15 protein-coding genes are annotated in these 12,188 nt (G+C 70.5%); 3 read left to right on the top strand and 12 right to left on the bottom strand.

From position 1 onward, the window contains the following. The first annotated feature begins 42 nt into the window (after nt 1–42). Nucleotides 43–1,752, top strand: coding sequence for a pyridoxal phosphate-dependent aminotransferase (locus tag AC2XR2_RS13410; RefSeq protein WP_381301893.1), 1,710 nt, complete (start codon nt 43–45; stop codon nt 1,750–1,752). Between the two features lie 231 nt (nt 1,753–1,983). Here the strand turns inward: AC2XR2_RS13410 and AC2XR2_RS13415 are convergent, their stop codons facing one another. The 3 genes from AC2XR2_RS13415 to AC2XR2_RS13425 form a co-directional block, all read right to left on the bottom strand. Next, on the bottom strand, nt 1,984–2,496 hold the full coding sequence (locus AC2XR2_RS13415; protein ID WP_381301894.1) for a zinc ribbon domain-containing protein: 513 nt from the start codon (nt 2,494–2,496) through the stop codon (nt 1,984–1,986). Continuing rightward, entirely contained in the window at nt 2,493–3,428 is a 936-nt protein-coding gene (locus AC2XR2_RS13420) for a M48 family metallopeptidase (RefSeq protein WP_491515149.1), read from the bottom strand. The genes AC2XR2_RS13415 and AC2XR2_RS13420 overlap by 4 nt, the downstream gene beginning before the upstream one ends. 168 nt (nt 3,429–3,596) lie before the next feature. Next, complete coding sequence (locus AC2XR2_RS13425; protein ID WP_491518442.1) at nt 3,597–4,544, bottom strand: arabinan endo-1,5-alpha-L-arabinosidase; 948 nt, start codon at nt 4,542–4,544, stop codon at nt 3,597–3,599. A 129-nt stretch (nt 4,545–4,673) separates the two neighbouring features. Here AC2XR2_RS13425 and AC2XR2_RS13430 point away from each other — a divergent pair, with 129 nt between their 5' ends. Further along, nucleotides 4,674–5,468, top strand: a complete 795-nt coding sequence (locus AC2XR2_RS13430; RefSeq protein ID WP_491518443.1) for an alpha/beta fold hydrolase — start codon at nt 4,674–4,676, stop codon at nt 5,466–5,468. Nucleotides 5,469–5,480: 12 nt separating this feature from the next. Here the strand turns inward: AC2XR2_RS13430 and AC2XR2_RS13435 are convergent, their stop codons facing one another. The 7 genes from AC2XR2_RS13435 to AC2XR2_RS13465 form a co-directional block, all read right to left on the bottom strand. Then, entirely contained in the window at nt 5,481–6,011 is a 531-nt protein-coding gene (locus AC2XR2_RS13435; protein WP_330267204.1) for an SUKH-4 family immunity protein, read from the bottom strand. 45 nt (nt 6,012–6,056) lie between these two features. Further along, complete coding sequence (locus AC2XR2_RS13440) at nt 6,057–6,611, bottom strand: hypothetical protein (RefSeq protein WP_449351103.1); 555 nt, start codon at nt 6,609–6,611, stop codon at nt 6,057–6,059. Next, nucleotides 6,604–7,413 (bottom strand): hypothetical protein, encoded by an 810-nt coding sequence (locus tag AC2XR2_RS13445; RefSeq protein WP_123760508.1) that lies wholly within the window; start codon nt 7,411–7,413, stop codon nt 6,604–6,606. Before AC2XR2_RS13445 ends, AC2XR2_RS13440 begins: the two co-directional genes overlap by 8 nt. Then, complete coding sequence (locus AC2XR2_RS13450; protein WP_330267202.1) at nt 7,410–8,096, bottom strand: WXG100-like domain-containing protein; 687 nt, start codon at nt 8,094–8,096, stop codon at nt 7,410–7,412. The genes AC2XR2_RS13445 and AC2XR2_RS13450 overlap by 4 nt, the downstream gene beginning before the upstream one ends. A gap of 154 nt (nt 8,097–8,250) precedes the next feature. Next, nucleotides 8,251–8,763, bottom strand: coding sequence for a hypothetical protein (locus AC2XR2_RS13455; RefSeq protein ID WP_449351102.1), 513 nt, complete (start codon nt 8,761–8,763; stop codon nt 8,251–8,253). A 73-nt stretch (nt 8,764–8,836) separates the two neighbouring features. Then, a complete protein-coding gene (locus AC2XR2_RS13460; protein ID WP_381301906.1) occupies nt 8,837–9,190 on the bottom strand; it encodes a DUF1330 domain-containing protein in 354 nt (117 codons plus the stop codon). Between the two features lie 293 nt (nt 9,191–9,483). Then, the gene (locus AC2XR2_RS13465) at nt 9,484–9,780 is read right to left on the bottom strand and encodes a hypothetical protein (protein ID WP_120052459.1); all 297 of its coding nucleotides are present in this window, start codon (nt 9,778–9,780) and stop codon (nt 9,484–9,486) included. Between the two features lie 146 nt (nt 9,781–9,926). Between AC2XR2_RS13465 and AC2XR2_RS13470 the strand changes: the two genes are divergently transcribed. Beyond that, complete coding sequence (locus AC2XR2_RS13470; RefSeq protein WP_381301908.1) at nt 9,927–10,697, top strand: intradiol ring-cleavage dioxygenase; 771 nt, start codon at nt 9,927–9,929, stop codon at nt 10,695–10,697. A gap of 85 nt (nt 10,698–10,782) precedes the next feature. Here AC2XR2_RS13470 and AC2XR2_RS13475 read toward each other — a convergent pair whose 3' ends face one another. Continuing rightward, the gene (locus AC2XR2_RS13475) at nt 10,783–11,433 is read right to left on the bottom strand and encodes a DUF4360 domain-containing protein (protein ID WP_330267198.1); all 651 of its coding nucleotides are present in this window, start codon (nt 11,431–11,433) and stop codon (nt 10,783–10,785) included. A 193-nt stretch (nt 11,434–11,626) separates the two neighbouring features. Next, a complete protein-coding gene (locus AC2XR2_RS13480; RefSeq protein WP_330267197.1) occupies nt 11,627–12,085 on the bottom strand; it encodes an RrF2 family transcriptional regulator in 459 nt (152 codons plus the stop codon). Nucleotides 12,086–12,188 lie beyond the last annotated feature (103 nt).

The raw sequence follows: 12,188 nt of genomic DNA on the forward strand, positions 1-12,188 counted from the left end.
GGCCCGGTCGTCCCCGCCGGGCCCGCCCCATACGGAGGTTCCATGGCCGACAACGTCACCTCGTTGTTCCGCAGCACGGCTGCGCACAGCCCGTCCATGGCGGCGCTGGCGCGTGAAGGCGGAGACGGGACGGGGCCGGTGGACTTCTGTATCCCCTGCAATCCCTACTTTCCCACCCCGGCGATGATGGACACCATGGCCGCGCGGCTGAAGGACATCATCACCTACTACCCCAGCAGCGCCGACACGATCACCGCCGAGCTGTGCAACCTGCTCCAACTGCCGCCGCAGGCCGTGGCGATGGGCAACGGCTCGACCGAACTGATCACCTGGATCGACCACCTGCTGGTCCGCGAGTCCCTCGCCGTCCCCGTCCCCACCTTCGGCCGCTGGACCGACCAGCCGATGGAGACCGGCAAGCGGGTCGACATGTTCCCGCTCCAGGAGTCCAGCGGATTCGCCCTGGACCTCGCGCAGTACGCCGAGTTCATACGCACCCGGGGCACGCGGGTCGCGGTCATCTGCAACCCGAACAACCCCGACGGCGGCTTCCTGCACAAGCACGCGCTCGTGCAGTTCATGGACGCCATGGCCGACCTGGACCTCATCGTCATCGACGAGTCCTTCCTGGAGTTCGCGGACGCCGAGCAGGAGCCGAGCGTCGTCCAGGAGGCGATGATCCGGCCGAACGTCATCGTGCTGCGCAGCCTCGGCAAGAACTTCGGCCTGCACGGCATCCGCTTCGGCTACATGGTCGCCAACCCCTCCCTCGCCGGCCGGGTCCGCTCGATGCTGCCGAAGTGGAACCTCAACGCCTTCGCCGAGTACGTGGTGTTCATGCTCAAGGAGCACGGCGCCGAGTACGCGCAGAGCCTCCACCAGGTCCGCCGGGACCGCCTCGACATGGCGAGCCAGCTCGCCCAGCTGCCCGGCCTGACCGTCTACCCCTCGCAGGGGAACTTCCTCTTCGTGCGCCTGCCGGTCGGCGCCGAGGGCACCGTGGTCCGGGACCGGATGCTCACCGAGCACCGCATCCTCGTCCGCGAGTGCGGCAACAAGATCGGATCCTCCAGCCGCTTCCTGCGGCTCGTGGTGCGCCCCCAGGTGGACGTGCGTCGCCTGGTGTCCGGCCTGGAACAGGTGCTCTACGGGACCAGGAGGGGAGCCGCCGTGCCCGAGCTCGCTCAAGGGACCAGCTACAGCTCGGGTACGGCGGCAGTGGACCGGCTGGTAGGCCAGACCAACGGGGCCGGTCTCCAGGGACTCGCCGCGATGGCCTCCGGCGGTTCGGCGGCGGGGGTCGGCATGCCGATGCCGGTCGCCCAGCCGGCGGCGGTGGCCGCGGCGGCGCCGATGGGGGCGGTCGGCTCGATGGGTACGGTGGGCTCGATGGGGGCGGTCGGCTCGATGGGTGCGGCCGCTTCGATGGAGTCGCCCGGGTCCATGGGGGCGGGGGTGCCGATGCCGGCCCAGATGCCGGCTCCCGCTCCGGCCCCGATGCAGGCGCCCGCCCCGATGCCGGCCCCGGCTCCGGTGCCCGCGCCCGTGCCCGTTCCCGCCCCGCCGGCTCCCGCGCCCTTCGGGCCGACTCCGCCGGGGGTCCCGGCCCGTGGCGGGCTCACCGCGGCACAGGTCCGCGGAATGACGGCACCGGCACCGGGAGCTCCACAGGAACTCTCCCAGGCCCCGGCCACGGGCTGGCCCAACGCGCAGAGCTGGCCGAATGCGGCGGGGATGGGACAGGCGGGCTAGGACACGGCACCGCTGCCGGTCAATCGCCGGTCACGACATTCGAGTTGCACCCGACACCTCCGGGGCGCCGAGAGCCGGCCGGCGCGGTCGCGGTGCCGCGCCGTGCGGCGGCTCTCCGACAGCCGCCGCGGGCCGGCCGCCGCTCACGACCGCCCGCGCGAGCGGCATCGGGCGCTCCCCGGAAGGGCGCGGACGACGCCGCCGTGTCACGCGATGCGCTGGCTCAGCCCTTCACACCGCGGCCTGCTGTTCGCCGCCGCAGTTGGGGCAGAAGAGAGCCTCTCGGGGCCGCCGGTGTCCGCACCGGTGGCAGTAGGCACCGTTCGGAGGCGGTGAACCGGCGAGTCGGTGCAGGCGGTTCAGGGTCAGTTCGGCCACCTTGATCGCCTCGTCGTCCAGCCCGGCCTGGTTGACGAGCCCCCAGACCTGGGTCAGCAACACCGGCCAGGTGACGAGCATGGCGATCATGAACGGCACCGCCTGCTTCCCGAAGATCCCGACGCCGGCGCGGACCAGGGTGCCGGTCGGCTGCGGCAAGATCTCGATCTTGAGGGCCGTACGCAGACCGAGCGCCTTCTTGAAGACGCCCCCTTTGGTGATGTCGATCTCGTGACCGCCGTCAGGCACCGCGACGCGGACCGTGTCGTAGCCCCGCTCCTTGAAGTGGGCGGTGACGTCGTCCGCCACCTCCATGAGGTCGGGAACCGTGACGGGGATCAGCTTCTCGCTGCTGAAGGCGCTCATGAGCCCGCCCCCGCCCCGGCCGTCGCCCCGAGTCCGGTCCCGCACTTCTGGCAGAACAGCCAGTCGGCCCGCGCCGGCTCACCGCAGTGGCCGCAGACCGCCGGGCCGGTGCGCTGAGCGAGCGCCCGGAGCTGCCGGTAGGCCTCGGACTCGGCCCAGCGCTGCACCTCACGGAACCGAAGTGCCGCGTTCGGGTGGGTGCCTTCCCTGTCCAGGTGGCGCATGAGGTACCGGTCCAGCTTCTTCTCCCCCATCACCGCGTCGAGTTCGTCGGCCTGGGCGGCGAACGCCGCGTAGCTGATCTGGTCCTTCGGCATGGTGTGGGGCATGCCGTGGAGGTGGAAGAGCGCCTGCTGGAGCTCGCGCGGGCCGCCCATGAACATGACCGCCGCCCGGTCGGCGGTCAGCTCGCTCTTGCGGTACCAGTCCAGCAGGGCCGCCTTCAGCGGTTCGGAGAACAGGCTGACGGCCGTACCGAACCTCCCCCCGAGGGTCTCCACCCCGCTGAACACCGTCATCGCCATCTGGCGGTAGAGAACGTGCTCGGCGAGGATGTGCCCGCACTCGTGGGCCAGCACCGCCTGGATCTCCTCCGGAGGCAGGGCGCTGAGCAGCTCGGTCTGGAGAACCACGCAGGGGCGCGAGTGGCCCAGCGTCATCGCGTTGGCCGCTCCGGCGGCCAGATACAGCTCGGGCTGCTCGATGCCGAAGGCCTCACAGATCGGCGGCAGCAGCCGGTAGTAGTCCGGCGCCTGGTCGGGGCCCAGACGGATCGCGTTGGACAGCAGCAGCGCCCGGTCGCGGCGGTCCGCGATCACACTGCGGTACTTCTTCGCCGCGAGCTGGAGCCCCGGAATCTTCTCCAGCTGCTGCCGGGCGGCGAGATCGAGCGGATGGAGAATGTCATGGATGTCGAAGGACGCGAACGCCACCGTACCCCCCTGGTCGTGCGGGCCTTGTCCTCGATGGTGCAAGGCCAGGGGTGAATGGTGGCGCAGCGACCTACGCGGCCGAAGGCACTTCGCACGCCGATCGCCCCGAGGTGTACCGGAGATCAGCCGGTGACGGTTCGTCGGGTACGGCAATGAGCGGACGGCACCTCAGTACGCGACCGGCCAACCCGTGCTCCAGTTCAGCAGGTTGATGCCGAGCTTGGGAGTGCCGTTGTCGTTGCCGTCGTAGTAGTGGTAGACGATCAGGTCGCCGTCGGAGTCGTTCATGATCGACTGGCCGCCGGGGCCGATGTAGCGGCCGTGGGACTCCAGGACCGGGGTGCCGCCGTTGTTCATCATCGAGACGCCGTTCTTGTCGACGTACGGCCCGGTGACGCTGGTGGCGCGGCCGACCTTGACCTTGTAGGTCGAACTGGTGCCGGCGCAGCAGGTGTCGTAGGAGGCGAAGAGGTAGTAGTAGCCGCCCCGCTTCACGATGTACGGCGCCTCGACGGCCTTGGTCCCGGTGGGGCGGGAGGCGATCGAGTAGCGGGTGGTGTTGGTGGAGAGCTGCTTGCCGGTGGCCGGGTTGATCTGGATCATCTTCAGGCCGGTCCACCAACTGCCGAAGGACAGCCACCACTTGCCGTCGCCGTCGACGAAGAGGTTCGGGTCGATGGCGTTGTAGTCGCTGGAGGTGGTGGAGGTGTACACGGTGCCCTGGTCGGTCCAGGAGCCGGGCAGGCCGGTGCTCGAAGTCGCCAGCCCTATAGCGGACTTGTTGGATCCGAAGGTCGAGACGGCGTAGTACATCAGGTACTTGCCGCCCTGGTACGAGATGTCGGGCGCCCAGGCCTCGGTCGCGTACGTCGACCACCAGCCCGGCTTGGTGGCGAAGGCGTCGCCGCCTGCCGTGAACGCGATCCGGTCGGTGGAGGTGCGGTAGCCGAGGCCGCCGCCGGTGCCGTAGAGGAGGTAACGGCCCGCCGACGTACGGATCATGGTGGGGTCGTGGATGGTGGTGGCACCGGTGACGGTCCCGGGGTTGGGGTAGGCCGACGCCGTGCTCGGAACCAGGGCCAGAAAGAAGGCTGCGGGTATCGCCAGAAAGGACATGCGGCGCACGCGGACGCTCCTTGAGTGGGGGGATGTTCGACATGTCGATCACCGATCAGAGCTTCGGACGGGACCGTAGAATCGAACACCTTGCGCGTCAAGAGCCACGTCAAGAGCCACGGGGGCGAGATGGCCGAGGTGCATGTGACGGTGTGGGACGACCAGGTCGAGGACGGAGCGGACACTCCGGCGCTCTTCGTCCACAACATCTTCACCTGGGGGGACGACCCCGAGTACGGCTTCGCCGGTCAGCGTCCCCTGGCGGCGGACAGACGCCTGCTCCTGATGGACCGCCGGGGGTACGGCGACAGCCCGGACACCGCGCGCGGCGACTTCGAGGTGGACGCCGGGGACGTCGTGGCGCTGCTCGGCGATGGCGCGCATCTCGTCGGGCACGGCAACGGCGGTGTCGTCGCACTCCTCGCCGCCGCACGGCGACCCGACCTGGTGCGTTCCCTGGCCCTGATCCAGCCCTCCGCGTTCACGGCGGCCGCGGACCGTCCGGCGGTCGCCGACCTTCTGCATCGGGTCCGCGAGGGCGTCCCGGCTACCCCGGACGACCTCACGCCCGGGGACTTTCTGCGGGCGTCCACGGAGGGCATCGGGCTGCCGGTGCCGGAGCCGACTCCGCGTCGGCTGCGGGCCGTCGGCACATCGATGCGGGAGCGGCCGATCTGGGAGGCGGAGATCCCGCTGGAGGCGATCCGGAGCGCGGATGTGCCGGTTCTGGTGCTCTGCGGGACCTGGGAGGACGCGCCGACGGCGTACCGCGAGCACGTGGGGGTGCCCCTCATGGAGGTGGCGGAGTCCCTCACGGACTCCCTCGGGGCCCGCCTCGTCCGGGTGCCCGGGTACTACCCGCACACCCAGCGGCCCGCCCAAGTCAACGCGGCCCTGCGGGTGTTCTGGGACTACCCGGCATGAGGTGCTTACGGCTCAGGCGACCTGTTCGAAGACCATCGACCACCAGCTGTCCGGCTGGGCGAAGGCGTACGGGTCGCGGGACTTGAGGTAGTCGACGAGTTTGTCGGTGTAGGGGGCGCGGTCCTGGGGGGCGGCGTGTTCCAGGTGCTTGGTGCGCAGGGCGAAGCGGTACAGGAACTCGACGAGGTCGGCCAGGGTGCGGTTGGCGATCTCGGCGCGGGGCTCCTCGTCGAAGGAGATGAGGATGACGTAGCCGCGGTCCAGGTCGAGGCAGTAACGCAGCGCGGGGTCGTCGGTCGGGCCGCCCAGGACCAGGATGTGGGTCTCCTCGCCGCCCGCGGCGACCGGCACCACGGTGAACGGGTCGGGGCCCTCGTCGGCGGTGTCGAGGGTGAACAGGACGTCCACGAACGTCGGCACACCGACCTCGCACAGCACCTCGGCGTCGGCCTCGGACAGTCCGTGCTCCTCGGCGACGGCACGGTCCAGCGTGACCACGCGGTCCGCGCCGAACAGCTCCGTCATCTCGTCATGGGTGGCCATGCGTCCCCTTCTCCCCTTTCGTCCCGCGTCGGCTTTCGTCCCGCGTCAGCCGCTGAGGCCGGCTCGGCGCAGCAGCTTCAGCCAGTCGTCGTGCTCCACCAGCTCGTCGTCGACCAGGGCGAGCCGCTGGTACTCGGCGGGATCGGCCAGCCGGTCCAGGAAGAACTCCTCGATCCCGGACGCCAGCCGCTCGAAGCGCTCCGCGTCGACCCAGTCCGGGCCCGCCTCCGGGGCGCCGAGGACGCCCCCGCCCGCGCGGTCGAGGAAGACCGGGGCCTCCTGGACCATCCCGACACAGTAGAGCTTGTCCGGGGACAGCGGCAGCGGGGAGTCGACCACCGGCTCGCAGTAGAACTGGTGCTCCTCGGCCTCCTCCAGGCCGAAGAGCTGCACGGACGGCCCGCAGCTCGCGCCGTCCAGCACCCGGCAGAAGTCCAGGTACGCGCGCGGCACCCCGTCCGCCGCCGCCTCGGCTGCCGTCGCCTCGTCGAGCGTCCCGCCGAGCGTGGACCCGAGCAGGTCCGTGCTGCCCGCCAGCGCCGTCCGCAGGGCGTCCACCGTCCCGGTCAGACGGGACGGTCCCGGGCTCCCGCTAGTCATCTGGCCACCACTTGATGTCGATGTTGATCGGATTGCCGTCCGGAAGATCCTTGATCTGCGGACGTATCTGCTGCGTGCCGATGTCGAAGTTCGTCATCCGGTCGAGCATCCGCAGGTTACGCCACGCGTCCGGCCCACCGGTCTGGAGCTCGTTGACGTGGTCGGGTTGCATTTTACGGGCGGCCACCGCGGCCTCTTCGGCGAAGTCGGGGTCGTCCTTGTGGTTCCGGCGGATCAGGGCTTCCAGCGCGCCCTTGTAGTCCGAGGTGATCTTCTTGTCCCGGTAGTCCTCGGTCTTGCCCTTGAACTTGAAGAGCTTGCCCTCCTCACCCAGCCGCTGGAGGGCCCGCGCCTTGCGCTCGAAGGCCTGCTTGGGCATCCCGGGCTTCCACTCCAGGGTGACGGTGTGCGCGTCCTTGGTGGTGTCGGGGCGGTCCTTGCCGATCCCGCCGCCGTCCCGTACGGCGTCCTGGTCGCGCGAGCGCTTGACGATGCTCTGGAGCATCGTCTCGATGTTCTTGTCGTTGCGCGCGTGGTTGTCGCCCATCGCGCGCACGCCCTTGGACACGTCCTGGAGGTGCTTGTGGAGCTGGTCCTCGGCCTCCTCGATGGCCTTGAGGATCTTCTCCGCCCCGGTCTCGACGGCCGCGGCGAGCGCTCCCTTGCCGCGGGTGCGGTTCAACCCGGCCCGGCTGCGGCGCAGATGGGGGCGGGCGCCGGACTCGTGCTCGTCGGCCTGGGAGGTGATCCGGTCGGCGAGCCGGTCGTGCAGGTCCTTGTCGCTGCGTACGGTGTCGCTCACGCGGCGCCGCCCTTCTGGGTGAAGGTCCCCGTGGTGCCGTCGAGCCCTTCCTGGAATCCCTCGGTGCCCGCGCGCAGGGTCTTGCCGGGGCTGTAACCGTCCTGGAGGCCCACGGCGTTGGCGCCGAGCTGGAGGACGAGGTCGGTGGCCATGTTGCCGAGCGCGGAGTAGACCGGCCCCATGGCGACGGACATCAGCTCCTCCACAAGAAGCTGCTCCGCCTCCTTCAGCAGCCGCCGCACGATGAGCCGGGTGGCCTGGGTGGCACCGAGCGCGCCGACCTCGGAGAGCCCGAGGGTGAAGGGCGCGGCGGCCTGGGCGGCGATGATCTCGGCGGCGAGGATGCCGAGTTGGACGATCGCGGCCACCTTGGCGCCGGCCACGGCGACGGCGGCCCCGTCGAGGGCCATGGCCCCGAGGTCGGCGGCCTCACCGAGACGTTCCAGGTGTACGTCGCTGACCTTGCCCCAGTGTTGCTGGAAGGCGGCGGTCGCGATGCCCTCGTTGCCCTCCAGGAACTCCCGGACAATGCCCGCCGTGGCGTCCTTGCCGGCCCGCAGCTGCGAGGCGAACGAGCGCAGGCCGTCGGCCATGTCGCGGTAGTCGTCCTCGTCGACGTTGGGCCACTCGACGCCGATGAGGTCCAGCACCCAGGCCGCCTCGTCGGGCAGCACGACCCCCATGCGCGTTCCCCCTTTGTCTTGGCAGGACCATTTCAGGTCACGCTGACGACGGCCGAACTGTACTACGGGGACGGGGATTTGCTGCCGTTACGGGAGGGAGAGGGGGGTTGTCGACGGGGGCCGGGGTGTCAAGTGCCGCTGGCGGGAAGGAGGTTCAGCGAGGTCCGAAGCGGTTGCGGGGCGGGTCGCCGCGGAGCGGATCCGGGCCGCGGAGACCGTGCGTACTGCCCAACCCGCCGTGCGTCCCGCTCAACCCGGCGTGCGTCCCGCCCAACCCACCGTGCGCGGCGGGCCGTTCCGCACTCGCCCCGTCCTGCTGCTGCCGCCCCTCCGGCCCCGTCTCCTCCTCGCGTTCCCGCTCGGCGTCACGGGCCCGCTGCCACTCCCCGAAGCGGGCGCCGGCCTCCCGGGCCTCGGCGTCGGACCGCAGCTCCCCGGCCCGCCGGACCTTGTCCGCGCCGGAGAACAGGGCGGCGGTGTACTCCGGGTCGGTGAAGGCCTGTTCGGCGGAGAGACGACCGCGCAGCACGCCGTTCGCCATGTCCCGCAGCTTCGGATCGGGCCCGGTGCTCAGGGTGCGCAGTGCGCGGAGCAGGCTGCGGGCCCGCTCCTCGTCCTTCGCGACACCCAGCAACTCCCCCTGGTCCACCTCACGTCCGTCCGACACCCGAACCTCCCCCTTCCGTACGCCGGCCGCCCCAGTATCCAACAGCCCCGCGTGTCCCGGGAGTCGGACGCGGCTACGCCCGCCAGGACGGGAGCGCGTCCCGCATGGCCTTCGCGGTGGCCGCCGGGTCGTAACCGTCGGGAACGCCCTCGACGAGGATGATGTCGCCCTGGATGTGGCGCGAACGCAGCGGTGCGATCTCCTGATACGCGTCGGACTCCCACCAGGCCCGCGCCGCACCGATCCCGGGAAACCCGATCACCACGACATGCCCGGGCCAGTCGCCCTCCCGCACCTCGTGCCGGGTCCCGTGCACGAGGAAGCGCCCACCGTACGGCTCGAAGGTCCCGGTGATCCGCTCGATGTACTCGGCGACCTCGGGGTGGGGGGTGGCCTCCCGGAGGTGGGCTATGGCGTACGCGGTCATGGTGTCCTCCCGGTTGGTCGGTCGCGCTGGGTACGGGGAGGAGCCTGGCAGGTGGGGCGGGGTGGGGGCGATTACCTCAGATGTAAGGGGACCGGGACGGCGAGGGGTCCGGGTCCGGCGTTCTTACGCGGGTCTGCACGGCCCCATGGAGCTGCTGGAGACCCCGGGGAACAGGTGGTTCGCCTACTCGGAGGCGCCGGTGGCGACTGCGTAGAGCTCGCCACCTCCTCGCCCACCTCACAGGTGACCCGGGCGCAGGAGCCTGACGGCGCCCGCGCCGGTTCACCCGGTCGTCACCTCTCAGGCCCGAAGTCCGCTTCCAGCCGCTCCTTCCACCCCGAGTCCGCCAGTCCCGCACCCACCAGCACGTCCCGCCAGTCCTCCTTGGCCAGCTGGACGGCGTCGAGCAGGCGGTCCACCCGGCCCTGGCCGCAGAGCAGCGTCGCCGCGGCGATGCGCTCCTTGTCCTCCTGGTCGCCCCGGTCGGTCAGGTGGTTGACCAGCTCGGTGAGGAGATCCCCCACCACCTCACCCTCCCGGCCGGGAAAGTCCTCCGCGATGCGCCGTTCGACCCGCACGGTAAGCCCCATTTACCCTCCTTGTCGGCATACGCCCCGGTACGGTATCGCGCCCACCCCTCCCGACAGCGCAACCTGTCTCGCAAGAAACTTGACCACCCCTCTTTTTGCCGAACTGACAGCCCATCAACAGCAAGCCCTCCTACGGTGCCGTGTTCATGACAGAAACCCCCGCGAACGAGACCCCCATCGGCCGCCGGACCCTCCTCGTCGCCACCGGCGCCACCGCGGCGACCCTCGCCGTCGGCGCCGCCGCGACCGACACCGGCGCCGAACCCCAGGCGTCCCCCCACACCGCCCCCGTCGCCGCCGCGGCCGTCTGCACCCTCACCAAGGAGATGACCGAAGGCCCCTACTACCTCGACGGCCAGTACGTCCGCGCCGACATCACCGAGGGCAAGACCGGCTTCCCGCTCAAGCTCGCCCTCACGGTGGTCGACGACGACACCTGCGCCACGATCAGCAACGCCCTCGTCGAGATCTGGCACTGCGACGCGCTCGGCGAGTACTCGGGCTACGTCGGCAACAACGGCCACGACGAACCCGACAGCGGCACCTTCCTGCGCGGCGGCGTGCTCACGAACTCCAGCGGCGTCGCCGACATCACCACGGTCTACCCGGGTTGGTACGTGGGCCGCTGCGTCCACATCCACGTCAAGGTGCACGTCGGCGTCACCCTCACCGCCGACGGCTCCTTCACCGGCGGCACCGAACTCCACACCGGCCAGCTCTTCTTCGACGAGACGGTCACCGCCAGGGTCGGCGCGCTCTCGCCGTACTCGGCCAACAGGGTCACCCGCACCACCCTCGCCCGGGACTCGATCTACGACGACGGCGGCGCCGCGTCCGGCCTCCTGACCCTGACCGCCCTGGGCAGCTCCCCCTCCGCCGGGTACTCCGGCACCCTGACCCTCGGCGTCGAGAAGTGACCCAGGCACCCCCGTCCCCGTGACCGACCGAGCCGCCCGCCACCCCGAGGAGGTGGCGGGCGGCCCCGGTCTCACCGACCGCCGGTCACTTGCCGGGGCACTCCTTCCACGCCATGTGGTAGATGGTGCTGATGTCGCCGTCCGTCGAGTCCATGGTCATGAAGCTGACCTTGGACGGCGAGGAGGAGCCGGCGTTGACCCGGATCTCGGTGTTGATGTTGAAGTTGCGCTGGACCCCGCAGGGAGCCCAGACCAGCTGGGCCCAGTCGGTGGTGTCGGTCGCCTGCCAGTTGTCGTTGAGGGCGCCGGTGAAGTTGTGGGTCTTGAAGGCCGTCTGCGAGGAGCCCTGGAAGTAGTACGAGGCTCTCTGGACCGCGCTCGCGCCGGACTGGAGCGAGGCGAAGCCGCGGTAGTCCGCGCTGGCGATGGCGTACGTGAAGCCCTGCGGGACGTGGACGATCAGGTTGAGCTGGCAGTTCTTGCGGAACGCCGTGGGGTCGGAGTTGCCGCCGACCTGGGCGAGGTAGTCGCTGTAGGTCACCGTGAACGCGGTGTTGTCCTCGGAGACCGCGACGGCCGCCGTGCCCGCGGGACAGCCGGAGCCGTTCACCGTGGCGACGTTGATGACGATCTTGTCCGGCGGCGGGTCGACGAACCCGCCGGACGGGTTGTGCGCGGGCATCGCCGCGGTGACGAGAGCGGCTACGGCGCCGCCCAGGAGCAGTCCACTTGCCATGGGGGGTCTCTCCTCTGCGCTGTACGCGCTGAATGTTGAAGCGTGGAGAACCTGTGTGGTTTCTGTGAAGCACCGCGGCGAGGGAATCGTAGGGAGCACGTCATGGGCATGCCAGAGCGAACTCCGGCCATTCCCACGATGGCCGAACGCACGTGTAAATGGCTGGAGTTGATCGCGTCGACGCGGCCGCGCGCTACGGGTTCTCCCAGGCCGCCGGTTCCGCCGCGAGGCGCTGTACCGGCTCGGGCAGCGCGTCGCCCGCGATGTCGGCGATGGTGACGCCCTCCAGGATCTTGCGGACGTTGGCGCGCAGGGCGATCCACAGCGGGAGCAGCGGCTGGGCGGAGCCCGTGTACTCCAGACCGGTGGGGCGCTCGCCGCGCACCGACACGATCGGGCCGTCCACCGTACGGATGACGTCCGCGACGGTGATGGCCGAGGCCTCGCGGGCGAGCCGGTAGCCGCCGCCCCCGCCGCGCCTGCTGTCGACGATCCCGCCCCGCCTGAGGTCGCCGAGGATCCCCTCCAGGAACTTGTGCGGAATGCCCTGGACCGCGGCGATGGCCTCGGCCTTCACCGGTTCGGTGTCCTGCCGCACGGCAAGCTCCAGCACCGCCCGTACCGCGTAGTCCGCCCGCGCAGAGATCCTCATACGACAATTGTGCGCGTCCGGCCGTAGAGAATGGCCACACCACAATGGCCTCACCACTCACAGCCCGGTGGACGGGCCGGGCACGGCACGAGGACAGGCACGA

The organism is Streptomyces sp. LS-MS-L19 (genome assembly GCF_058382285.1).

Coding starts and splice junctions, on each gene's coding strand:
- AC2XR2_RS13435 (WP_330267204.1), bottom strand. CDS start 6,011: ATGGCCACCCATGACGAGATGACGGAGCTGTTCGGCGCGGACCGCGTG.
- AC2XR2_RS13475 (WP_330267198.1), bottom strand. CDS start 11,433: ATGGCAAGTGGACTGCTCCTGGGCGGCGCCGTAGCCGCTCTCGTCACC.
- AC2XR2_RS13425 (WP_491518442.1), bottom strand. CDS start 4,544: ATGTCCTTTCTGGCGATACCCGCAGCCTTCTTTCTGGCCCTGGTTCCG.
- AC2XR2_RS13480 (WP_330267197.1), bottom strand. CDS start 12,085: ATGAGGATCTCTGCGCGGGCGGACTACGCGGTACGGGCGGTGCTGGAG.
- AC2XR2_RS13415 (WP_381301894.1), bottom strand. CDS start 2,496: ATGAGCGCCTTCAGCAGCGAGAAGCTGATCCCCGTCACGGTTCCCGAC.
- AC2XR2_RS13460 (WP_381301906.1), bottom strand. CDS start 9,190: ATGACCGCGTACGCCATAGCCCACCTCCGGGAGGCCACCCCCCACCCC.
- AC2XR2_RS13450 (WP_330267202.1), bottom strand. CDS start 8,096: ATGGGGGTCGTGCTGCCCGACGAGGCGGCCTGGGTGCTGGACCTCATC.
- AC2XR2_RS13440 (WP_449351103.1), bottom strand. CDS start 6,611: ATGACTAGCGGGAGCCCGGGACCGTCCCGTCTGACCGGGACGGTGGAC.
- AC2XR2_RS13430 (WP_491518443.1), top strand. CDS start 4,674: ATGGCCGAGGTGCATGTGACGGTGTGGGACGACCAGGTCGAGGACGGA.
- AC2XR2_RS13470 (WP_381301908.1), top strand. CDS start 9,927: ATGACAGAAACCCCCGCGAACGAGACCCCCATCGGCCGCCGGACCCTC.
- AC2XR2_RS13410 (WP_381301893.1), top strand. CDS start 43: ATGGCCGACAACGTCACCTCGTTGTTCCGCAGCACGGCTGCGCACAGC.
- AC2XR2_RS13465 (WP_120052459.1), bottom strand. CDS start 9,780: ATGGGGCTTACCGTGCGGGTCGAACGGCGCATCGCGGAGGACTTTCCC.